Origin of the sequence: Acidovorax sp., assembly GCF_046339755.1 — a bacterium.
Classification (GTDB): Bacteria; Pseudomonadota; Gammaproteobacteria; order Burkholderiales; family Burkholderiaceae_C; genus Acidovorax.
The window spans coordinates 1-22540 of sequence record NZ_JBKDTZ010000051.1; the positions used below are offsets into that span (position 1 = coordinate 1).

Here is a 22540-nt window from a genome sequence, read left to right on the forward strand (position 1 = left end):
CTGCCGCCGCCCTCTTGTGGCAACTCTGGGCCACGAAGCACGACACCAAACAAAGTCCGGCATAAACCCACACGTCCGCGTTGGCGAACACCTTGCGCCAACGCAGTGTTCCAGCGGTACCCACGGCGGAGAAATCAGGCATCAATCCCATCCCGAGGCAGCACGCAGTTGTCAGCGGCCAGGCGTCGCAAACGTGGCGTTGCGCAGAAAACCTGCCGGCATCTGCAGCGCAGAGGTGCTGCCAAACTGCTTGTGGGCTGCCAGCAGCTCATCCAGGCGCGGATCGCGGATCATGACCTGCTGCCCTTCGCTGTCGGCCACAGCGACCAGGGGCGCAGAGGGCGGCGTGCCCTGGGAAACCTGGACCGCCTGGATCACAGGGGCCCCGACCGCTGCCATCTGCGCGCCAGCAGCACTGCCACCACCTTGCAGCACGCCGACGGACGACCATCCAATGGCCGCCACGGCCGCCAGGGACGCCACGCCAGCCACCATCTTCCAGCGGAACACCGAGGCATTGGCCGCGGGCGACTGCGCCTGCGCCACCACGGCCAATCCAGGCTCCGGTGCCAGAGCCACCGGACGCTGCACCGGCGCCTCCTGGGCGATCTGGTCGCGCAGGCGCGACAGCAGAAGATTGCTGCCACCTGCAGGCGCCATGTCGCTCGAACGCAGCACGTCGCCCACCAGGTGGTACAGCTGCCATGTGGCCATACCTTCGTCGTCGCCCGCGCACTGCATGGCGTCCGCAAATGCATCGCCATGCAATTGGCCATCGGCCAGGGCCGAGATTTTTTCGCGCTTCGTCGTCGTCACATCATTGTTCATGGTCTCACCTGCATATCCGTCACCAGACACTGCTTCGCCCTTGCCGTGCACCGCACCACCACCATCACCACCTTTTTCCCGTCTGGTTTTCCAGCATCGGGCGCACGCGGGCCGAAATCGCCTCCCGCGCACGGAAAATACGTGACCGCACCGTCCCGATGGGGCATCCCATGGCCGCTGCAATCTCTTCGTAACTGAGCCCTTCGATCTCACGCAGCGTCACCGCCTGGCGCAAATCCTCGGGCAGCGCCTCCATGGCGGCGTTCACCGCCTGGGCTATTTCATTGGAGGCGAGCACCGTTTAGGGGGTCTCGTCGCTGGTTAGTTCGTGTCCGACACGAGAAGTTTCATCTTCGTCATCCGCCCCGCGCAGCGCATTCTCCGTCACCACCGGATTGCGCTTCAGGTCCATCAGCGCCTTCTTGGCCGTATTGACGGCAATCCGGTACAGCCAGGTATAAAACTGGGCATCCCCACGGAACTGGTGCAGCGCGCGGTAGGCGCGGATGAAGGTTTCCTGCGCGATGTCCTGGATGATGTCGGTGTCGCGCACCATGCGGCCGATCAGGCGCTCGATGCGGCGCTGGTACTTGATGACCAGCAGTTCGAACGCCCGCTGGTCGCCCGCTACCGTGCGCTCCACCAGTTGCAGATCGCTGTTGTCGGGTGTGGGAGGCGGCGTTTGGTCAGTCATCAGGTCTTGTGCGGGCTCACGCCTGTCGGCTGTGGATCGGCGCGAACTCGCTGGCACTCGCAGTGCCCGATCCGGCGCGCGAATATACCGCACGGCGCAGATCATCCCAGCGTTCCGGTTGCCGGCTGCGCTCCAGCCATAGCCAGATCCGCGGCCGCCCGGCATCGCCACAGGTACGCAGCCACAGGTGGTGCTGCAGATCCCCCTGCACTTCGGGCGTGCCGCTCAGCACCTGGGGATGCCGACCGGGGACCAAGCGGTCCAGCGCCCATTGCTGGCCATCCCAGCACAGTTCCCCGCAAAACTGGCCATGCCACCAATGCCATGCACCTGCCGCGGCGGCCAGCCAGCATACCGCGGCGGCAATGGCAACCGCCGGGCCCTGGTGGCTCCCCTGCAACAGCCAGGCCAGCAGCACCACCAGCCCAGCTGCCACGGCAGCGGCCAGCACGCCCCCCACAATGCCGCTGCGCCGCGCGGGAAAGCGCACGGCAGGGGCTCGTCGTGCTGCCGTATTCATGAAAGACGCCAAAAGGACTGCAGGAATGCCATCGTTTCGCAGTGTGCCGCAAACCCGGGCCCTGCGCATGCGACCAGGAAGCCCGCAGCGGCACAGCCGCGCGCGGACAGGGCGGCTCGCCGCTCAGACCCGCTTGAACACCAGCGAGCCGTTGGTTCCGCCAAAGCCGAAATTGTTCTTGAGTGCATAGTCCATCTTCAGATCACGGGCCGTGTTGGCGCAGTAATCGAGATCGCACTCGGGATCCTGGTTGAACAGGTTGATGGTAGGTGGCACCTTCTGGTGGTGCAAGGCCAGCACCGTGAACACGCTCTCGATCCCGCCAGCGCCGCCCAGCAGGTGGCCCGTCATGGACTTGGTGGAACTTACCACCGTCTTGTAGGCGTGTTCGCCCAACGCATTCTTGATGGCATTGGTTTCGTTCAGGTCGCCCAGCGGCGTGGACGTGCCATGCGCGTTGAGGTAGTCCACCTGCTCGGGATTGATGCCCGCGTTGCGCATCGCGCCGATCATGGCGCGGCGCGGGCCATCCATGTTCGGGGCCGTCATGTGGCCCGCATCGGCACTCATGCCGAAGCCGCTGAGCTCGGCGTAGATCTTGGCGCCGCGCGCCTTGGCATGCTCGTACTCCTCGAGCACCATCACGCCGGCCCCCTCGCCCAGCACGAAGCCGTCGCGGTCCTTGTCCCAGGGGCGCGAGGCCGTCTTGGGATCGTCGTTGCGGGTGGACAGCGCACGCATGGCCGCGAAGCCCCCGATGCCCAGAGGGGATACGGTCGACTCCGTGCCGCCCGCGATCACGACATCGGCATCGCCGTACTCGATCATGCGGCCGCCTTCGCCAATGCAATGCAGGCCTGTCGTGCAGGCTGTCACGACCGCCAGGTTCGGCCCCTTGAAGCCAAAACGCATGGACACGTGGCCCGCCACCATGTTGATGATGGACGCAGGCACGAAGAACGGCGTGATGCGCCGTGGCCCACGGTTCGTCAGCTCGGCATGCGTATCCTCGATCATCGGCAGGCCGCCGATGCCGGAGCCGATCACGCAGGCGATGCGCGTGGCGAACTCTTCGTCCAGCGCCTCGCCGGTGGGCAGGCCCGCATCCTGCACGGCCTGTGCGGCAGCGGCAATGCCGTAGTGGATGAAGGTGTCCATCGAGCGCGCATCCTTGGCGCTGATGTAAGACTCCAGGTCAAAGCCCTTGACTTCCCCTGCAATCTTGCAAGAGAAGTTCGACGCGTCGAACTTGGTGATGAGGTCGATACCGGATTGTCCGGCAAGGAGATTGGCCCAGGCATCTGCCACCGTGTTGCCCACGGGACTGATGCAACCCAGGCCGGTCACGACGACGCGACGACGGCTCATGCGTAAAACCTTCTGCTGATCGCTCAAGTCAGGCGCAAAGCGCCGCTCAGGCCTTCTGGTGGGTGTTGGCGTAATCGATGGCGTTTTGCACCGTGGTGATCTTTTCGGCGTCTTCGTCGGGGATCTCGATGCCGAACTCGTCTTCCAAGGCCATCACCAGTTCCACCGTGTCGAGCGAGTCGGCACCGAGGTCTGCCACGAAGGCCTTTTCATTGGTGACTTGGGACTCTTCCACACCGAGTTGTTCGGCAATGATTTTTTTGACGCGTGCTTCGATATCGCTCATGGTTTCCCTCTGGGGGTTGTGAATGAATCCGCGATTCTAGCTGCTTAAGGTAAAGCCCCTCAGCAGCCCGCCGTCCGGATGAACCGGCGTTCTCTCTCAACAATTACATGTACATGCCGCCATTGACATGCAACTCCTGCCCGGTCACATAGCCCGCCTCGCGCGAGGCAAGGTAGGCGACCGCATGCGCGATGTCCGAAGGCTTGCCCAGATGGCCCAGCGCGATCTGCGTTTGCAGGGCTTTTTGCTGCTCTTCGGGCAGGCCGGCCGTCATGTCGGTCTCGATGAAGCCGGGGGCCACGCAGTTCACGGTGATGCTGCGGCTGCCCAGCTCGCGCGCCAGGGCTCGCGTCATGCCGGCCACGCCGGCCTTGGCAGCGGCGTAGTTGGCCTGGCCCGGATTGCCCGATGCACCGACCACACTGGTGATGCTGATGATGCGCCCGAAGCGCTGCTTCATCATGGGACGGATGGCCGCACGGCTCACGCGGAACACGGCCTTGAGGTTGGTGTCCAGCACCGCATCCCAGTCATCGTCCTTCATCCGCATGGCCAGGGTGTCGCGCGTGATGCCGGCATTGTTCACCAGCACGTGCAGGCCGCCCTGCTGCTTGACGATGGCGTCGATGGTTGCCTCGATGGCCGCACCATCGTTCACATTCAGGTTGACGCCCTTGGAGCCGGGGTAAGCCGCCAGGGCCGCAGAGATGCGGGCAGCACCTTCATCGGTGGTGGCCGTGCCGATGACTTGGTAGCCGCGCACGGCCAACTCCAGTGCAATCGCCGCGCCGATGCCGCGCGAGGCGCCGGTGACCAGGGCCACCTGGGCGGCTTGTTGAACAGATTCCGTCATGCCAGCAACTCCCGTGCTTCGGCCAGCGAGGCCGTGTCAAATACTGCGGCACCAACCAGCTCGGGGTCGATGCGCTTGGTCAGGCCGGCCAGCACCTTGCCAGGGCCGCACTCCACGATATGCGTCACGCCACGCGCCTTGAGCGCCTGCACGCACTCCACCCAGCGCACGGCCCCGAAGGCCTGGCGGTACAGGGCGTCGCGCATGGCATCGGCGTCTTCACGCACGGCCACATCCACGTTGTTCACCACCGGAATGGCAGGCGCGGCCAGCGCCACACCGCCCAGCGCCTCACGCAGCTTCTCGGCTGCGGGCTTCATCAGGCTCGAATGGAAGGGCGCCGAGACCGGCAGAGGCAGTGCGCGCTTGGCGCCATTGGCCTTGAGCACTTCACAGGCCTTGTCGACGGCCGCCTTGGTGCCCGCAATCACGGTCTGGATGGGATCGTTGAAATTCACGGCCTCCACCACCTCGGCAGTGCCAGGCCCGAAAGAAGCCGCCGCCTCCGCACAGCCTGCAATGACCTTGGAAGCCTCCATGCCCAGGATGGCTGCCATGGCACCCGTGCCCACGGGCACGGCTTCCTGCAGGGCGGCAGCGCGCAGGCGCACCAGGGGTGCGGCCTGCGCCAGCGTGAGCACGCCCGATGCGACCAGCGCCGAGTACTCACCCAGCGAATGGCCCGCCAGGGCCACCGGTGCGGCGCCGCCTTCGGCACTCCATACGCGCCAGGCGGCCACACCGGCCACCAGCATCACCGGCTGCGTGTTGGTGGTCAGGGCCAGCGCCTCCTTGGGGCCATCCTTGATCAAATGGCCAAGGTTCTCGCCCAGCGCATCGGACGCCTCGCGCAGGGTTTCTGCCACCACGGGGTGGTCGCCCCAGCCATCGAGCATGCCGACCGACTGCGAGCCCTGCCCGGGAAAAACAAATGCAAATGACTTCATGCCAGCACAAATAGAGAGAGGGAATGGAATCCTGCAGGCCGCCCAACGCGGCCAGCTAGAACTTCAGGAGCACGGCACCCCAGGTGAAGCCGCCGCCCACGCCTTCGAGCAGCAGCGTCTGGCCCTTCTGGACCTGGCCGCTGCGCACGGCATGGTCCAGGGCCAGTGGAATGGACGCAGCGGACGTGTTGCCATGCTGGTCCACCGTGACCACCACCTTGTCCATGGGCAGCTTGAGCTTGCGCGCCGTGCCCTGCATGATGCGGATGTTGGCCTGGTGTGGAATGAGCCAGTCCACATCGGCTTCAGCGAGGCCCGCCTTGGCCAGCACGGCATGGGCAGCCTTCTCCAGTACGCCCACGGCCAACTTGAACACCGCCTGCCCATCCATCTTGAGCAGCGGGTCGCCCAGCACATTGCCACCCGAAACATTGCCCGGCACGCACAGGATGCCGACATGCTTGCCGTCGGCATGCAGGTCGCTCGACAGGATGCCCGGCGTCTCGGACGCTTCCAGCACCACGGCGCCAGCGCCGTCGCCGAACAGCACACAGGTTGTGCGGTCCTTGAAATCCAGGATGCGGCTGAACACCTCGGCACCGACCACCAGGGCCCGGCTGGCGGCGCCCGTCTGGATCATGGAATCGGCCACGGCCAGTGCATAGACGAAACCGCTGCACACGGCCTGCACGTCGAAGGCCGGGCAGCCGTTGGCACCCAGCTTGTTCTGGAGAATGCAGGCCGTCGAAGGAAACACCATGTCCGGCGTGGACGTGGCGACGATGATCAGATCGATGTCCTGCGCCTGCAGGCCCGCCGCCTGCAGCGCATTGCGGGCGGCCTCCAGGCCCAGGTCGCTGGCCGCCACATCGGGGGCTGCAAAATGCCGCGCCCGGATCCCCGTACGCTCAACGATCCACTCGTCGGAAGTTTCGATGCCGTCACGGGCCAGCAGATCCACGAAGTCGGCATTCGTGAGCCGGCGCGGTGGCAGATAGCTGCCAGTGCCGGTGATGCGGGAATAGCGTCTCATTATTAATGTGTAATCGCCGCAGCGGGCCTGGACTGGGCATCGGCAGGGGCCAGGAGAGGCGCTGCGTGCGCAATCCGGGTCCGGACACGGTCGAGCAGGTTGTTGCGGGCTGCATCATACGCCCGGTTCAAGGCCTGCTCGAAGGCCATGGCATCGGCCGAGCCATGGCTCTTGAACACCAACCCGCGCAGGCCGAGCAGCGCCGCACCGTTGTAGCGGCGGTAGTCCATACGGGTCATGAGCGCTTTTAACACCGGATAAGCGATGATGGCTGCAGTTTTGGTGAAGATGTTCTTGGAAAACTCGTTCTTGAGCCCCCCGATCACCATGGCCGCAACCCCCTCGCTGGCTTTGAGCGCCACGTTGCCGACAAACCCGTCACAGACCACGATGTCCACTGTGCCCTTGAAGATGTCATTGCCTTCCACGTTGCCATAGAAGTTGAGGTCACCCGCTTCGGCCGCAGATCGCAGCAGTTCACCCGCTTTTTTGATGATTTCGCTGCCCTTGATGATCTCTTCACCAATATTGAGCAGGCCGACGGTGGGCTCCCTGCCATCATCGCGCAGGGCGGACACCAGCGCCGAGCCCATGACCGCGAACTGCAGCAGGTGCTCCGCCGAGCAGTCCACATTGGCCCCCAAGTCGAGCACCGTGGTCGCGCGCCCCTGGTTGTTGGGCAGTTGGGTGGCAATCGCGGGGCGGTCGATGCCGTCCAGGGTCTTGAGCAGGTAGCGCGCAATGGCCATCAGGGCGCCGGTATTGCCGGCCGAGACGGCCGCCGCAGCCGTGCCCTCCTTGACCTGCAGAATGGCCACACGCATCGAAGAGTCTTTTTTTCTGCGCAGGGCCACCTCGACCGGGTCGTCCATGGTCACCACCTCGGTGGCAGGGACGATGGTGGCACGCTCGTGGGAGAACTCGCGCAGGCTATCCGCCAGGCCGACCAGCAGCAAGCGGGCATCCGGGTGATTGCCAAGGAACTGACGGCACGCCGCGAGCGTGACGCGGGGGCCGTGATCGCCCCCCATGCAGTCAACAGCCAGTGTGATCATGGGCGACTTGTCCAACCCACTGACAGGGCCGGAAGATGGATACAACAGTCAAAACAAAGGCCCGCGCTACAGATTCAGTAGCAACGGGCCTTTGAGGGGTAGTGAAGCTTAGGCTTCAGACTTGTTCTTGAGCACCTGGCGGCCACGGTAGAAGCCGTTGGGGCTGATGTGGTGGCGCAGGTGGGTTTCGCCGGTGGTGGGTTCCACAGCGATGCCTGGCACATTCAGGGCATTGTGCGAACGGTGCATACCGCGCTTGGAAGGGGACTTTTTGTTTTGCTGAACGGCCATGATGGCTCCTGGTCTTAAATAGGTTGGTAAATACGCGATGGGCCCATAGAAGACACGAGGGGATTCGCGCGAAGCCCTCGATTATAGCCCAAATGAATTCAGTGCCTCTTACTGTCTTTTTTGAGGCCGGCAAGGGCAGCGAAAGGATTGGGCTTTTCCGCGTTGGCTTCCTCGAAATCGTCGTCTGACGATGCCAGCGGAACGGCCGTGGGGCACTCGTCGTGCTTGGGCACCACGGGCAGCGCCATGAGCAATTCGTCTTCGATCAGCTCGTGCAGATCGAATTCGCGACTCATGGCCAGGAGGTCTTCCTCGCTCTCATCGTCCAGAGCGTCGGCCGTGGCCTCATCGGCAACGAAGCGGAACGAACGATCCACCTCCAGCGGCACATCCACCGGCGTGAGGCAGCGCTGGCACTCCATGGGGAACGTAGCGCGCACCTTGAGCACCAGCCACACCTGGCTGGCACCGCCGAGCGCCGTGCGCACTTCGCCCTGCGCCTGCCAGTCCACCAGCAGATCGGGATGCAGCCCCCGGGCCTCCTGGGCCAGGCGCTCATACTTCAAAAGGGAATCATGGCCGGCCAGGCGCGCGCCAGCCAAGGCGAAGGCCTTGACGTCGAGCCGGTCTACTGAGAATTCCTTGGTCATGGCGGCAGTGTAAGAGAATCAGCGAATGCATCAATCCCCCGCCCCGCAACGCCCTGTGGTATTGGGCTCCACCTCCCGCTACCGGCGCGAGCTGCTGTCCCGCCTGAACCTGCCGTTCGAGATCGCCTCGCCGGACGTGGACGAGACCCCCACCCCAGGTGAAGCCCCGCGCGATCTGGCCCTGCGCCTGGCCCTCGCCAAGGCCCACGCGGTGGCGAAACAGCACCCCGAGGCCGTGGTCATCGGTTCCGACCAGGTGGCCGACCTGGCCGGCCAGCCCCTGGGCAAGCCCGGAACCCATGAGCGCGCCGTGCAGCAACTGCGCCAGATGCGCGGGCAGACGGTGATTTTCCAGACCGCCGTGGCCACCGTGTGCCAGGCCAGCGGCTTCGAGCAGGTGGACATCGCGCCCGTGGAAGTGCGCTTTCGCGACCTGTCGGACGATGAGATCGAGCGCTACCTGCGCGCCGAGCAGCCCTATGACTGCGCCGGCAGCGCCAAGAGCGAAGGCCTGGGCATTGCCCTGCTCGACGCCATCCACAGCGACGACCCCACCGCCCTGATCGGCCTGCCGCTGATCCGCACCTGCCGCATGCTGCGCGCTGCCGGGGTGGTCCTGCCATGAGCACCGGCACGCTGTACCTGGTCCCCGCGCCGCTCGACTTCGGCTGCGACACGGAAATACCGCTGGACCAGGCCCTGCCCAGCGGCACCCTGCAGCAGGCGGCACGGCTCACCCACTGGGTGTGCGAGAACGCCAAGAGCACCCGCGCCTACTTGAAGCGCATCGACGCCCTGCACCCGCTGGCCGTGCCGCTGCAGCAGCAGCAGATCACCGAGCTGCCGCGCGAAGTGCACAAAAAGGGCGACCATGGCGACAAGGGCTCGGCCCACTTTGAAGCCAAACCCTTGCTGGCTCCTCCGCTGCTCGGCCATTGCCTGGGCCTGGTCAGCGAGGCCGGCATGCCGGCCGTGGCCGACCCCGGCTCGTCCGTGGTGCGGGCCGCGCACGACCTGGGCATTCCTGTCGTGCCCCTCGTGGGCCCGGTTTCGCTGCTGCTGGCCCTGGCCGCCAGCGGCTTGAACGGCCAAAGCTTTGCCTTTGCCGGCTATCTGCCCCAGGACGGGCAGGAGCGCATGCAGCGCATCCGCGAACTCGAATCGCTGGCCCTCAAGACCGGCCAGACGCAGCTGTTCATCGAAACGCCCTACCGCAACCCCGCGCTGTGGCAGGCGCTGGTGCAGACGCTGCAGCCCCACACCCGCCTGGCACTGGCCAGTGGCCTCACACTGCCCAGCGCAGAGATCCGCAGCCGGCTCGTGCGCCAGTGGCGCGCAGAGCCCCTGCTCCCCAGCAACCGCACACCCATTGTGTTCGCCCTCGGCCGCTGACCATGCAACGCCTCTCCGCCCTTCTGCTCATTGCCCTGGGCACCTGCGCCACCGGTGCGAATGCCATCATCCGCTGCGAATTCAACGGCAAGCCCGTCAACCCCAACAATGGTGCCGAGACCGCCGGGCTGACCGGCCTGCTGCGCTGCCGCGACGAGAACACCGGCCAGCTGCAGCGCGAGCAGGAGCTCAAGGACGGCAAATACCTGGGCAAGGAGCGCTTCTTCGACCGCGAGGGAAAACTGCTGCGCGAGCGCAGCGTGAACGAACGCGGCAACAGCCAGGGCCGGGTGGCCGAGTTCTGGCCCAACGGACAACTCAAGCGCGAGGAGTTCGCCGAGAACGGCAGCACCGTCGGCGCGGTGCGCCGCTTCGACGCCAATGGCCGGCCCGAGCGCCTGTCCTTCCATGCAGCGGGACAGGAACAGTTCGTCATAGAGTACAACAGCGCCGGCCAGCCCACCCGGCTGCAATGCCCGCGTGCGAGCGTGCTGCCCGAGGACCGCAAGCCCTGCGGCTTCGAGGGCGCGGCCGACACCGCACTGTTCACCACCGCAGGCGCCAGGGCTGGCCAGGTGCGCTACGAGCAGGGCCGCCTGCTGCTGTCCACCGAATGGACCAGCGAAGGCCTGGTCGCGCAGCAGATGCTGTTCGAGGAAGGCCGGCGCGTGCACCGCAGCTTTTTCACCGAGGGCGGCAAGAGCGTGCTGCGCGAGGAGCGCATCTTCGCGCCCGACGAGCAGCGCTTTCTGCGCGATGCGCGCGGGCCGCTGCACAGCCTGCGCCGCTTTGGCAGCAACGGCCAGATGACCGAGCAGCACGCGTATGCCGATGGGCGCGAAGTACTGCTGGAACGCTGGTACCTCAACGGCGCCCCACGCGAGCGCACCACCATGACCGGCACCGGGGACGCCACCCGCATCCAGCGCGAACTGCGCGACGACGAAGGCAAGCTCACCCGGCGCGAACTCCTCACTTCAGAGCAGCAACCTACCGGGGTGCAGCAACACTTCCACGCCAACGGGCGCCTGGGCCGGGAAGACCGCTACACCGCCCCCAATGCCCGCGGCCGCACCCGGCTGGAGGCACGCAAGCAGTGGGACGAATCGGGCAAGCTCACCGCCGACGACACCATCCTCGAAGACGGCTCGCGCCAGCGCAAGGCCGGCGGACTGGATTCATAAGCCCCCTCAAGGGGGATGCCCCCAGCGCACGCAATCGAAGCGCCGCATGCGCAGCTTGGCGGCCCCTGCGCGGGGGCACTGGCCTATGGAGCGCCAGTATTGCGAGCACACACAGGCAACCATCAAGGGTCATTCAAAGACCCCGCCCCGCCTGCATCAACGCAGCTGAGGCCCCGCGGAGCTCAGCGCCTTGGCCGCGCCGATGCCCATGGCGGCGCCAAAGCGCTTGGCCAGGCGCTCGGCGACGTTGTCGCGGCGGGTGTAGTCGATGATTTCCTCGGCCTTGACCACTTCGCGCGCCACGAAGTCGAGGTTGCCCAGCTTGTCGGCCAGGCCCATCTCCACCGCCTGCTGGCCGGTCCAGAACAGGCCGCTGAAGGTCTCGGGGGTGGGCTTCAGGCGCTCGCCCCGCCCGGCCTTCACCACGGCGATGAACTGCTGGTGGATCTGGTTGAGCATGGCCTGCGCGTACTCGCGCTGCTTTTCGGTCTGGGGGCTGAAGGGGTCCAGGAAGCCCTTGTTCTCGCCAGCCGTGAGCAGGCGGCGCTCCACGCCCAGCTTTTCCATGGTGCCGGTGAATCCGAAGCCATCCATCAGCACGCCGATGCTGCCCACGATGCTGGCCTTGTCCACGAAGATCTCGTCCGCCGCCGCAGCGATGTAATACGCAGCCGAGGCACAGGTTTCTTCGACCACGGCATACACCGGCTTGTTGTGCTTGGCCTTCAGGCGCACGATCTCGTCGTTGATGATGCCGGCCTGCACCGGGCTGCCGCCGGGCGAGTTGATCAGCAGCACCACGGCCTGCGAGCCCTCGTCCTCGAAGGCGCTGCGCATGGCGGCGACCACGAACTCGGCGCTGGCCTCGGCGCCCGAGGCGATTTCGCCCTTGACGTCCACCACGGCCGTGTGCGGCGTGCTCTTGCTGGCGCCCGTGGAGGCCTGGCGCATGGCGCCGAAGACCAGGGCGCCGATCACCAGCAGCCAGGCAAAGCGGAAGAAGATCTTCCAGCGCCGTGCCGAGCGCTGCTCCTGGAGGGCGGCAAAGGCCAGCTTTTCGAGCGTGGCGCGCTCCCAGCCCGGCTCCTGCGCGGCCGAGGCACGGGTGCCCGACGCTGCGGGCGATTGCGCCCACAGGTCCTGGGAGGGAGGAAAATTCTTGTCGGGATCGGTCATTTCAGGCCCTTGGGGACAGCAAGCGCTCCATGCCAGGCACCCTGGCAACGGGCATGGACGCGAAAAATCGGCGCAAGCCGGGAAATTGCATCTGGTCCATCTAGAACGCGACGGCTTGCAGGTGGTACGCAGTATGCCAGCGCACCACACCATCGGACTCCGACAGGGTGATCTTCACCAACCCGCCCCGGCAGGGCCCGCCCGCGCACTGTCCCGTATCGGGCAGGTAGGCGGCACCGTGGGTGGCACACAGCAGCCAGTTGCCGGTGTCGTCAAAGAACCGGTCGGGCTGGTAGTCCATCTCCATCGCCACATGCGTGCAGCGGTTGAGGTAGGCGTGCGGCACGCCGCGGTAACGGATGGCAAAGGCCCGGCAGGTCTGGCCCGCGTAGACCACGTCGAACGGCACCGCCAGCCCGCCATCGACCAGCTCGGCACTGTTGCACAAGGGGATGGGAAGGGACTCGGACGGGGTCGTCATGGCGGGCCTCAGCCGTTGGCCCGCAGCCAGTCGTGCAGCTCGCGCACGGAATGCACCACGGCCAGCGGCTGCAGCACATGGAAGGCATCGGGCTCATGGGCGCCCTAGCTCACACCCACGCTGGCGCAGCCCGCATTGACCGCCATCTGCAGGTCGTGCGTGGTGTCGCCGATCATCAGCACACGCTCGGGCAGCACATCGAACTCGGCCATCAGCTCCTGCAGCATCAGCGGGTGGGGCTTGCCGGCGGTCTGGTCGGCGGTGCGCGAACCGTCGAACACGCCCTTGAGGTCCTTGGAGTGCAGCACCTCGTCCAGGCCGCGCCGGCTCTTGCCCGTGGCCACCGTGAGCAGGTGCCCGGCGTCGCGCAGGTCGGCCAGCATGGGCAGCACGCCTTCGAACAGGCTCAGGTCGTCCTGGTGCTGCAGGTAATGAAAGCGGTAGCGGTTGCCCAGCTCGGGGTACTTCTCGGGCGGCACGTCGGGCGCCGCGTGGGCGAGCGCCTGCATCAGCGCCATGCCGATCACGTACGAGGCCGCCTGGTCCGTGGGCACGGTGCCGCCTACATCTTTCACGGCCGCCTGGATGCAGCGCACGATGATCTGCGTGGAGTCGAACAGGGTGCCATCCCAGTCAAAGGCAATCAGGTCGAAGCGGCGGGGACGGGACGTGGGGCGCATGGAGGAAAGGGCACTCAGGCAGAAGGGACGAAATCGGCCAGCTCGGGCGGCAGTTCCGCGTTGAGCGCCACGCGCTCGCCGCTGGCCGGGTGGTTGAACTGTAACCTCCAGGCGTGCAGGAACATTCGCCGCATGCCCTGCTTCTGCAAGCGTTTGTTCAGCTCGAAATCACCGTACTTGTCGTCGCCGATGATGGCATGGCCCTGGCTGGCCAGGTGCACACGGATCTGGTGCGTGCGCCCGGTCTTGATGGTCACCTCCAGCAGTGTCATCGCTGGCAGACCCTGCTCCTGGCGCGCCGGCACCTTCTGGCGCAGCTTGACCAGGGTGATGGAGCGCATGCCCTCGGGGTCGTCGGCCGTGGTCACGCGCACACGGCGCTCGCCATCGGCCTGCAGGTACTTGTGCAGCGGCAGATCAATGACCTTGTTGTTGGCAGGCCACACCCCGGTCACCAGCGCCAGGTAGGTCTTGCCGGTTTCGCGCTCACGGAACTGGTCCTGCAGGTGCGTGAGCGCCGAACGCTTCTTGGCCACCAGCAGGATTCCCGAGGTGTCCCGGTCCAGCCGGTGCACAAGTTCCAGGAATTTCGCCCCCGGGCGTGCCTGGCGCAGCTGTTCGATCACGCCGAAACTGACCCCGCTACCGCCGTGCACGGCCACGCCCGCAGGCTTGTCGAGCGCGATCACGTGCTCGTCTTCCAGCAGGATGGGGAATTCGCGCGCCGGCGCCGGGCGCTCGGCCTTCTCGGCCACCTTGTCGGAGACACGCACGGGCGGCAGGCGCACCTGGTCGCCCGCCTCCACACGGGTGTCGGCACTGGCACGGCCCTTGTTGATGCGCACCTCGCCGCTGCGGATGATGCGGTAGACATGTGTCTTGGGCACGCCCTTCAGATGGCGTATCAAAAAGTTATCCAGGCGCTGGCCCGCAGAGTCCTCATCGACCTCCACCAACTTGGCAGAAGGGGGGGTGGAAACCGGGGCGGGGCTGGAGGGCGGTTTGCCCCCTATAATGTGTTTCACCTGCGCGTTGCTGTGTAAGTGGTTGATTTGCCTGGAGTTTAGTCCACACGACCACCATACGGGCGCAGGCCGGTCGATGCCAGCGGGTGTCGCCCACGCAGATTGCAGGCCAGATGCCTGCAATGGCCTGGGCGCCAGCCGGCGGGCTGACAGATTGAAACACTGATACGGAATCCCCCAAGCTGGCAGATGCGCCCCACCAGGGCACGATCTGCCAGCGGATCGAAGCGAGCATGTGGTTGTTGATGGCCTGGATTGTGACCTTGTGGCGGTGGCGCATGCCCCTGGCCATGCGCGCGCAATGGCAAGGGCCTGTGGCATCCACCCGGCAAGCGCAACCAGCCACCTTGTTCGTGGCAAAACTGCGCCTCTCCCACTCGCCCCCTTCCATGCGCCCCTGCCTTTTGCTGCCGCGCTGACGCGCGGCAGGCTTTCGGCATCCCCGGCAATTCCCTTCGTTTCGACGCGTCAGTCCAGGCATTCACGGCTCCTGTAGAGCTTGTTCAATGGTTGGAACTGCGGGTGGCAGCCCGCGATAGGCCTGTTGGCCGCGCCGCTGCCCACCGCGAAACACAAGAAGGAATCGCATCATGAAGCGGATGCTCATCAACGCCACGCAGCCCGAAGAACGGCGCCTGGCCATCGTCGACGGACAAAAGCTCCTCGACTACGAGATCGAGATCGAGGGGCGCGAGCAGCGCAAAGGCAATCTCTACAAGGCCGTCGTCACGCGCGTCGAGCCTTCGCTGGAAGCCTGCTTCGTCGACTACGGCGAAGACCGCCACGGCTTCCTGCCGTTCAAGGAAATCTCCCGCAGCTACTTTGCCCCGGGCGTCTCGCCCAGCCAGGCGCGCATCAATGAAGTGATCCGCGAAGGCCAGGAACTGCTGGTCCAGGTCGAGAAGGAAGAGCGCGGCAACAAGGGCGCGGCCCTGACGACCTTCGTCTCGCTGGCCGGCCGCTATGTGGTGCTGATGCCCAACAACCCCCGTGGCGGTGGCGTCTCGCGCCGCATCGAGGGCGAAGACCGCGCCGAGCTCAAGGAGGCGATGGACCAGCTGGAATACCCGAACGGCATGTCCATCATCGCGCGCACCGCCGGCATCGGCCGCACCGCGCCCGAGCTGCAGTGGGACCTGAACTACCTGCTCAAGCTGTGGAACGCCATCGACGGCGCTGCCAAGGGTGGCAAGGGCGCCTTCCTGATCTACCAGGAATCGAGCCTGGTGATCCGCGCGATCCGCGACTACTTCAACAACGACATCGGTGACATCCTCATCGATACCGACGACATCTACGAACAGGCGCAGCAGTTCATGGCGCACGTCATGCCCGAGCATGCCGCCCGCGTGAAGCGCTACCGCGACGACGCCGCCCTGTTCAGCCGCTTCCAGATCGAGCACCAGATCGAATCGGCCTACGCCCGCACCGTGCAACTGCCCTCGGGCGGTGCCATCGTGATCGACCACACCGAAGCGCTGGTCAGCGTGGACGTGAACTCGGCCCGCGCCATCAAGGGCGGCGACATCGAGGAAACCGCCACCCGCACCAACCTGGAAGCCGCCGACGAAGTGGCGCGCCAGATGCGCCTGCGCGACCTGGGCGGCCTGATCGTGATCGACTTCATCGACATGGAGGAGAGCAAGAACCGCCGCGAGGTGGAAAACCGCCTGCGCGACGCGCTGCGCCAGGACCGCGCCCGCGTGCAGTTCGGCACCATCAGCAAGTTCGGCCTGATGGAAATGAGCCGCCAGCGCTTGAAGCCCGCCCTGTCCGAAGGTTCTTCCATCCCCTGCCCCCGTTGCGGCGGCTCGGGCCACATCCGCGACACCGAGTCCTCGGCGCTGCAGATCCTGCGCATCATCCAGGAAGAGTCGATGAAGGACAACACGGCCGCCGTGCACTGCCAGGTGCCGGTGGAAGTGGCCTCGTTCCTGCTCAACGAAAAGCGCACCGAGATCGCCAAGATCGAACTCAAGCAGCGCGTGGCCGTGCTGATGGTGCCCAACAAGACGCTGGAAACCCCCAACTACCGCCTGGAACGCCTCAAGCACGACGACCCGCGCCTGGACCACATCGAAGCCAGCTACAAGCTCGCAGAGGAAGTGGAAGACCCCACGGCCGTGACCCGCCGCTCGCAGGAGCCCACCAACAAGCAGACCCCGGTGATCAAGGGCGTGCTGCCCGACGCACCGGCCCCGCAGGTCGAGCCCCGCCCCGAAGGCGCCGCACGCCCACCACGTGCAGGCCATCAAGGCCAGCGCCCCGCCGCCACGCCAGCGGCTGCCGCAGTGCCCACCCCGGCACCAGCGCCCGCCCCGGCCGCACCGCAGGAGCAAGGCTTCTTTGCATGGCTCAAGAGCTACTTTGGTTTTGGTGACAAGCCGGCGGCACCCGCGCCGGTGGCGACCCCAGCCCCCACGCCTGCACCCGCCGCGGCAGAAGCGCCCGCCCGTGAGCCCCGCCGTGATGGCCGCGGCGAAGGCCGGGGCGGACGCCGCAGCAACAACCGCGATGCGCCAGGCCGCAGCGAAGGCCAGCGCGAAGGCGGCGGCAACCGCGAAGGCGCCGCAGAGGGTCGTGGACGCCGTGGCGAGCGTTCGGCCGAAGGCCGCGCACCGCGCGACGCCGAAGGCCAGGGCGGCCGCCCACCCCGCGAAGGTGGCGAGCGCCGCCCCGAGGGTGAAGGCCGTGAAGGACGCGGCGGTCGCAATGGCCGTGGCCGCAACGACGGCGAAGTCCGCAACCAGGCCAACGGCGCCGCGCTGAATGTCGAACAAGCCGCCGCAGTGGCCGGTGCCCAGGTGGAAGGCCCGATCGGCGGTGCCGACGCCAATACCAGCCAGGCCCCGCGTGGTGAACGTGGCGAGCGCGGCCCCCGCCGCGAGAGCGGCGACGGCTCCGGCCGCCGCGAGCGTGGTGAACGCGGTGAGCGCGCGCCCCGCAACGCCGAGGGCGTTGAACAGGCCGCACCGGCAGGCGATTTCGCCGACACCTCGCCGCTGGCACTGCTGCCCGACCTGGACCTGACCGGCAACGAGTCGGCCAGCAACGCCGCAGGCAGCGAAGAGCAACGCCGTGAGCGCCGCTCGCGCGACCGCTACGGCCGTGACCGCCGCGAACGTGGCGAGCGCGGTCCGCGCGACAACGCCGAGGGTGCAGCCGCGCCGGCAGCCGCCCCGCTGCTGGACTTCGATACCTCGGCGGTCCCTGCCCCCACGGCCGCCAGCGAAGGCGAAGCACCGCGCCGCAGCTACTTCAGCGCTCCTGCCGAAACCGCAGCAGCACCCGTGGCAGCAACCCCAGTCGCTGCTCCGGTGCAAGAGAGCGCCCCGGCGCCCGCGGTACCGGCACCCGTCCCAGCCGCACCCGCACCCGTGGCAGCGCCTGTGGCAGCCCCTGCGCCGGCAGCCGCCGCGCCCGTGGCTGTGGGTGCACCAGCGCCTGCCACCGGCCTGCCCCGCGTGCAGGCATTCACCCTGCCGCTCGATGAGCTGCACCAGGTCGCCGAAGCCTCGGGCCTGCAGTGGGTGAACTCCGATGCCGCCAAGATCGCCGCCGTGCAGGCTGCGATCGCGGCAGAGCCCAAGCCCATCCACGTGCCGCGCGAACGCCCGCCCGTGGTGGTGATCGACGAAGGCCCGCTGGTGCTGGTGGAAACCCGCCGCGACCTCTCGGCCATGAAGCTGCCGTTCGAGCAGCCTCCAGCGGCTTGATGCGCTGAACCCACAAGAAGGCGGCCTCGGCCGCCTTCTTGCTTTGGGCCCGGCCCCTGCACGCGTGCAGGGCCGATACCGGTATCCTCATGACCACGCCAACAGTGCCCACCATTCCTTGGTTCGGGCCTTACGAACCACCACGCCACCATGCTGTTCCTGCTGTCCCCCGCCAAGTCGCTGGACTATGAAACCCCGCTGCCACCCGACCTGCCGCACACGCTGCCGCAGTTCGTGCCGCAATCCAAGGATCTGATCAAGGTGCTGCGCGAAAAGTCGCCCCAGGACATCGCTTCGCTGATGTCCCTGAGCGACAAGCTCGCCGCCCTGAATGTGGCGCGCTACCAGGCCTGGAAACCGCGCTTCTCGGCCGCCAACGCGCGCCAGGCGCTGCTGGCCTTCAATGGCGACGTCTATGAGGGCCTGCAGGCACGCACGCTGGACGGCGACGACCTGCAATGGGCACAGGACCATGTGTGCATCCTGAGCGGCCTGTACGGCCTGCTGCGCCCGCTCGACCTCATGCAGCCCTACCGCCTGGAGATGGGCACGCGCCTGGCCACAGAGGCCGGCAGCAACCTGTACCAGTACTGGGGCGACCGCATCGCCAAACACCTGAACACCCGGCTGCGCGCCGACACCACGCCGGTGGTGGTGAACCTCGCCTCGCAGGAGTACTTCAAGGCCGTGGACACCCAGGCCCTCAAGGCCCGCGTGGTCGAATGCGTGTTCGAGGACTGGAAGGGCGGCGCCTACAAGATCATCAGCTTCCACGCCAAGCGCGCGCGCGGTCTGATGGCGCGCTACGCCGTCACCCAGCGCATCGCCACCCCGCACGGCCTCCAGGGCTTTGACCTGGAAGGCTACACTTTTGCTCCCGCTGCCTCCCAACCCGAGCGCCTGGTGTTCCGGCGCAAGACCAACGTGTGAGATCTGCCATGGCATCGTCTTCCGAACAGTCAGCTTCCACCGCGACCGCCGCTGCCGCGCGCCAGGCCATCACGCCCGAGCTGCGCCGCTGGATCATCGAACAGGCCGAAGCCGGCTTCGCCGCCCCCGTGGTGCTGCAGTCCATGCGCGACGCCGGCTGGAACGAGGACGTGGCCGCCGAAGCGCTGGAGATCACGCTGCAGGACCACCTCAACGCGCTGGCCGAGCAGCAGGGCCAGCCGCCCGCCGTGAAGGTGCCCGAACCCCTGCTGGACGAATCGCCGGCCCAGATCGACGCTGGCGACCGCGCGGTGAATATCCTGCTGGCCATCGCCAAGCCGCGCATCGTGGTGTTCGGAAACCTGCTGTCTGCCGAGGAATGCGACGCCCTGATCGCCGCGGCCGCGCCCCGCATGGCACGCTCGCTCACGGTCGCGACAAAGACCGGTGGCGAGGAGGTCAACGACGACCGCACCAGCGACGGCATGTTCTTTCAGCGCGGCGAGAACCCGGTGGTGCAGCGCATCGAGGAGCGCATCGCCCGGCTGCTGGACTGGCCCATCGAGAACGGCGAGGGCCTGCAGGTCCTGCACTACCGCCCCGGCGCCGAGTACAAGCCGCACTACGACTATTTCGATCCGGGCGAGCCGGGCACGCCCACCATCCTCAAGCGCGGCGGGCAGCGTGTGGGCACGCTGGTGATGTACCTCAACACGCCCGAAAAGGGCGGCGGCACCACCTTCCCCGACGTGCACGTCGAAGTGGCTCCCCAGCGCGGCAATGCCGTGTTCTTCAGCTACGAGCGCGCCCATCCCTCCACCAAGACATTGCACGGCGGCGCGCCGGTCATCGCCGGCGAGAAGTGGATCGCCACCAAGTGGCTGCGCGAGCGCGAATTCAAGTGAGGCCTGCCATGAACGACAACACCCCCGAACAATCCCAGCTGGGCAAGGCCTCGGCCTATGTCGACCAGTACGACGCCGCGCTGCTGTTCCCGATCCCGCGCGCCGGCAAGCGCGCCGAGATCGGCATCACCGCGGCCCCGCCCTTCTTCGGCGCCGACCTGTGGACCGCGTTCGAGCTGTCCTGGCTCAACCTGCGCGGCAAGCCGCAGGTGGCGCTGCTGCACATCACCATCCCGTGCGAGACGCCGAACATTGTCGAGAGCAAGTCCTTCAAGCTCTACCTCAACAGCTTCAACAACACGCGCTTCGCCGACCCGTCGGAAGTGCAGGCGCGCATCCGCACCGACGTGAGCGAGGCCGTCTGGCGCGGTGCCCAGCACCCCGCCACGGTGGGTGTGAAGCTGCTGCTGCCCGAGATGTTCGACCAGGAGCCCGTGCACGAACTCGACGGCCTGAGCCTGGACCGGCTGGACGTGGAGTGCACGCACTACCAGCCCGCGCCCGAGCTGCTGCATGCCGTGCACGACGAGCCCGCCGTCACCGAGGTGCTCACCAGCAACCTGCTCAAGAGCAACTGCCTGGTGACCGGCCAACCCGACTGGGGCAGCGTGCAGATCCGCTACACCGGCGCCCCCATCGACCAGGAAGGGCTGCTGCAGTACCTGGTGAGCTTTCGCAACCACAACGAGTTCCACGAGCAGTGCGTGGAGCGCATCTTCATGGACCTGTGGACGCGCTGCAAACCGCTCAAGCTCACGGTCTACGCGCGCTACACGCGCCGCGGCGGCCTGGACATCAACCCACTGCGCACCAGCCACCCCCAATCCCTGCCGGGCAACGTGCGCACCGCTCGGCAATGAGCGCCTGAACCGGCGCGGCCGCTCAGGGGCGTTCACGCCCTGAGCCAATCGCATCGCAACCGATTCAAGCGGTGCGCACGGGCGCGCCAGGCCACATAAAGACTGGGCAGCAGGGTACCGGCAAAGCACAGGGGCGCGGCCCAGGCTTCGCCGAAGGCACAAGTGGGCACCCAGCCCACCCAGCCCATGAGCCAGAGCGTGAGCACCAGGTCCCACAAGTGGTACTCCAGCGGATGCTCCACCCGGTGGTCCACATGCCATTGCTTGATGCGTTGGAGCTCGTTGAGCGTCATGACCATCTCCCGCCAGAGGATGTTCAATGTAAGTTTGACGTAAGAATTCGTCAAGCCCCGCCCTCTGACACCACAGCGTGCAGGCAAGAAGCGTGCCTTAGAACAATGGCCGGGTGTGCGGATCGCCCCCACGCACCCGGGGTGGTCGCGGCTCGGGCGGGCCGTCGGGCACCTCGCCCTCCCGCTCCAGCGTGCCCACGCGCACGCCCAGCAGGCGCAGCTTGCGGTCCAGCGGCACGCGCTTGAGGCACAGTCCCGCCGTGCGGCGGATGGTGGCCGCATCCTGGGTGTAGCGGTCCAGCGTCTGGTCGCGCGTGGCGATCTTGAAGTCGTCGTAGCGCAGCTTGATGCCGATGGTCTTGCCCACATAGCCCTTGCGCTGCAGGTCGGCGGCCACGCGCTCGCACAGGTCGGTGAAGATGCGGCCGAGTTCCGCCTTGTCGCGCACGGCATGCAGGTCGCGGTCGAAGGTGGTCTCGCGGCTCATGCTCACAGGCTCGCTCTCGGTGACCACGGGGCTGTCGTCGCGGCCCCAGGCCACGCGGTGCATCCAGGCCCCGCTCGACTTGCCGAAGCGTTCGATGAGCCACTGCGGGTCCTGCGCTGCCAGTTCGCCAATGGTCGTAATACCCAGCCCCGCAAGCTTCTCACCCGCCTTGGGGCCGATGCCATTGATCTTGCGCACGTTGAGCGGCCAGATCTTCGTTTCGAGGTCTTCCTCGTGGACGATGGAAATGCCGTTGGGCTTGTTGAACTCGCTGGCCATCTTGGCCAGCAGCCGGTTGGGCGCCACGCCGCTGGAGCAGGTCAGGCCTGTCACGTCGAAGATGCTTTTCTGGATGAGCCGGGCCAGAACCCGGCCCCCTTCGCGCTGGCCGCCGGGCACGTCGGTGAAGTCGATGTAGACCTCGTCCACACCGCGGTCCTGCATCACGGGGGCGATCTCGGTGATGGTGCTCTTGAACAGGCGCGAGAAGCGGCGTACCTCGTCGAAGTCCACGGGCAGCACGATGGCATGGGGGCACAGTTTGGCGGCCTTCATCATGCCCATGGCCGAGCCCACGCCGAACTGGCGGGCGGGGTATGTGGCCGTCGTGATGACCCCCCGGCCCACGTAATCCTTGAGCCGCGGGAAGTCCTCCACCGGGATGAAGTGCGGCGCGCGCAGGCCCTGGCCGTCGGGGCTCTGGTGCAAGAGCTCGTCCACCTTGCGCCGCCCGCCGCCGATCACCACCGGCAGGCCCTTGAGCTGCGGGTAGCGCAGCAGCTCGACGGATGCGAAGAAGGCATCCATGTCGAGGTGCGCGATGCGGCGCAGGCGCGGCGCGGAGGGCTCTTCAGGCAGTGGGGAGGTCACGGCCTCCATTGTGCGC

The 22540-nt window shown here is 66.7% G+C and carries 22 protein-coding genes and 2 pseudogenes; 7 read left to right on the plus strand and 17 right to left on the minus strand.

The window, feature by feature from the left end:
- Positions 1 to 171: 171 nt before the first annotated feature.
- From ACK59X_RS04110 to ACK59X_RS04160, 11 genes and pseudogenes are all read right to left on the minus strand, one after another.
- Entirely contained in the window at positions 172 to 828 is a 657-nt protein-coding gene (locus tag ACK59X_RS04110) for a sigma-E factor negative regulatory protein (RefSeq protein WP_409955413.1), read from the minus strand.
- A gap of 64 nt (positions 829 to 892) precedes the next feature.
- Positions 893 to 1522: pseudogene (gene rpoE, locus ACK59X_RS04115) on the minus strand (RNA polymerase sigma factor RpoE).
- 16 nt (positions 1523 to 1538) lie between these two features.
- Entirely contained in the window at positions 1539 to 2042 is a 504-nt protein-coding gene (locus ACK59X_RS04120; RefSeq protein WP_409955415.1) for a hypothetical protein, read from the minus strand.
- A 123-nt stretch (positions 2043 to 2165) separates the two neighbouring features.
- Positions 2166 to 3410, minus strand: coding sequence for a beta-ketoacyl-ACP synthase II (gene fabF / locus ACK59X_RS04125; RefSeq protein ID WP_409955417.1), 1245 nt, complete (start codon positions 3408 to 3410; stop codon positions 2166 to 2168).
- Positions 3411 to 3456: 46 nt separating this feature from the next.
- Entirely contained in the window at positions 3457 to 3696 is a 240-nt protein-coding gene (gene acpP, locus ACK59X_RS04130; RefSeq protein ID WP_003058049.1) for an acyl carrier protein, read from the minus strand.
- A gap of 103 nt (positions 3697 to 3799) precedes the next feature.
- Positions 3800 to 4549, minus strand: coding sequence for a 3-oxoacyl-ACP reductase FabG (gene fabG / locus ACK59X_RS04135; RefSeq protein ID WP_409955419.1), 750 nt, complete (start codon positions 4547 to 4549; stop codon positions 3800 to 3802).
- On the minus strand, positions 4546 to 5496 hold the full coding sequence (gene fabD / locus ACK59X_RS04140) for an ACP S-malonyltransferase (RefSeq protein ID WP_409955420.1): 951 nt from the start codon (positions 5494 to 5496) through the stop codon (positions 4546 to 4548). The genes fabG and fabD overlap by 4 nt, the downstream gene beginning before the upstream one ends.
- Before the next feature lie 55 nt (positions 5497 to 5551).
- The gene (locus ACK59X_RS04145; RefSeq protein ID WP_409955422.1) at positions 5552 to 6529 is read right to left on the minus strand and encodes a beta-ketoacyl-ACP synthase III; all 978 of its coding nucleotides are present in this window, start codon (positions 6527 to 6529) and stop codon (positions 5552 to 5554) included.
- Positions 6530 to 6531: 2 nt separating this feature from the next.
- Positions 6532 to 7584: a phosphate acyltransferase PlsX gene (gene plsX, locus ACK59X_RS04150; protein ID WP_409955424.1), complete on the minus strand. Its 1053-nt coding sequence runs from the start codon at positions 7582 to 7584 to the stop codon at positions 6532 to 6534.
- Between the two features lie 108 nt (positions 7585 to 7692).
- Positions 7693 to 7875 carry a 50S ribosomal protein L32 gene (gene rpmF / locus ACK59X_RS04155; protein ID WP_005794249.1) on the minus strand — a complete coding sequence of 61 codons (183 nt, stop codon included), beginning with the start codon at positions 7873 to 7875 and terminating at the stop codon, positions 7693 to 7695.
- A 98-nt stretch (positions 7876 to 7973) separates the two neighbouring features.
- Positions 7974 to 8525: a YceD family protein gene (locus ACK59X_RS04160; protein WP_409955425.1), complete on the minus strand. Its 552-nt coding sequence runs from the start codon at positions 8523 to 8525 to the stop codon at positions 7974 to 7976.
- Between the two features lie 25 nt (positions 8526 to 8550).
- Here ACK59X_RS04160 and ACK59X_RS04165 point away from each other — a divergent pair, with 25 nt between their 5' ends.
- From ACK59X_RS04165 to ACK59X_RS04175, 3 genes are read left to right on the plus strand one after another with little or no spacing between them, the layout of a single operon-like run.
- Positions 8551 to 9150: a Maf family nucleotide pyrophosphatase gene (locus tag ACK59X_RS04165; RefSeq protein WP_409955427.1), complete on the plus strand. Its 600-nt coding sequence runs from the start codon at positions 8551 to 8553 to the stop codon at positions 9148 to 9150.
- On the plus strand, positions 9147 to 9917 hold the full coding sequence (locus ACK59X_RS04170; protein WP_409955429.1) for an SAM-dependent methyltransferase: 771 nt from the start codon (positions 9147 to 9149) through the stop codon (positions 9915 to 9917). Before ACK59X_RS04165 ends, ACK59X_RS04170 begins: the two co-directional genes overlap by 4 nt.
- Positions 9918 to 9919: 2 nt before the next feature.
- Positions 9920 to 11101 carry a hypothetical protein gene (locus ACK59X_RS04175; RefSeq protein ID WP_409955431.1) on the plus strand — a complete coding sequence of 394 codons (1182 nt, stop codon included), beginning with the start codon at positions 9920 to 9922 and terminating at the stop codon, positions 11099 to 11101.
- Positions 11102 to 11257: 156 nt separating this feature from the next.
- Here ACK59X_RS04175 and ACK59X_RS04180 read toward each other — a convergent pair whose 3' ends face one another.
- From ACK59X_RS04180 to ACK59X_RS04195, 4 genes and pseudogenes are all read right to left on the minus strand, one after another.
- Complete coding sequence (locus ACK59X_RS04180; RefSeq protein ID WP_409955432.1) at positions 11258 to 12277, minus strand: S49 family peptidase; 1020 nt, start codon at positions 12275 to 12277, stop codon at positions 11258 to 11260.
- Positions 12278 to 12377: 100 nt separating this feature from the next.
- The gene (locus ACK59X_RS04185) at positions 12378 to 12758 is read right to left on the minus strand and encodes a Rieske (2Fe-2S) protein (protein ID WP_409955433.1); all 381 of its coding nucleotides are present in this window, start codon (positions 12756 to 12758) and stop codon (positions 12378 to 12380) included.
- A gap of 8 nt (positions 12759 to 12766) precedes the next feature.
- Positions 12767 to 13438, minus strand: a pseudogene (locus ACK59X_RS04190) (HAD family hydrolase).
- Between the two features lie 14 nt (positions 13439 to 13452).
- A complete protein-coding gene (locus ACK59X_RS04195) occupies positions 13453 to 14463 on the minus strand; it encodes an RluA family pseudouridine synthase (protein WP_409955435.1) in 1011 nt (336 codons plus the stop codon).
- A gap of 590 nt (positions 14464 to 15053) precedes the next feature.
- Between ACK59X_RS04195 and ACK59X_RS04200 the strand changes: the two genes are divergently transcribed.
- The 4 genes from ACK59X_RS04200 to queF all read left to right on the plus strand — a co-directional run bounded on the left by ACK59X_RS04200 (position 15054) and on the right by queF (position 20874).
- On the plus strand, positions 15054 to 18179 hold the full coding sequence (locus tag ACK59X_RS04200; RefSeq protein ID WP_409955436.1) for a ribonuclease E/G: 3126 nt from the start codon (positions 15054 to 15056) through the stop codon (positions 18177 to 18179).
- Positions 18180 to 18329: 150 nt separating this feature from the next.
- Positions 18330 to 19109 carry a peroxide stress protein YaaA gene (gene yaaA / locus ACK59X_RS04205; protein ID WP_409955438.1) on the plus strand — a complete coding sequence of 260 codons (780 nt, stop codon included), beginning with the start codon at positions 18330 to 18332 and terminating at the stop codon, positions 19107 to 19109.
- An 8-nt stretch (positions 19110 to 19117) separates the two neighbouring features.
- Positions 19118 to 20014, plus strand: coding sequence for a 2OG-Fe(II) oxygenase (locus ACK59X_RS04210; RefSeq protein WP_409955440.1), 897 nt, complete (start codon positions 19118 to 19120; stop codon positions 20012 to 20014).
- Positions 20015 to 20022: 8 nt separating this feature from the next.
- Positions 20023 to 20874, plus strand: a complete 852-nt coding sequence (gene queF, locus ACK59X_RS04215; RefSeq protein ID WP_409955441.1) for an NADPH-dependent 7-cyano-7-deazaguanine reductase QueF — start codon at positions 20023 to 20025, stop codon at positions 20872 to 20874.
- A gap of 32 nt (positions 20875 to 20906) precedes the next feature.
- On the opposite strand, the gene ACK59X_RS04220 is transcribed toward queF, so the two are convergent.
- Entirely contained in the window at positions 20907 to 21221 is a 315-nt protein-coding gene (locus ACK59X_RS04220) for a hypothetical protein (protein ID WP_409955442.1), read from the minus strand.
- Between the two features lie 43 nt (positions 21222 to 21264).
- The gene (locus tag ACK59X_RS04225; RefSeq protein WP_409955444.1) at positions 21265 to 22533 is read right to left on the minus strand and encodes a DNA polymerase IV; all 1269 of its coding nucleotides are present in this window, start codon (positions 22531 to 22533) and stop codon (positions 21265 to 21267) included.
- Between the last annotated feature and the right edge of the window lie 7 nt (positions 22534 to 22540).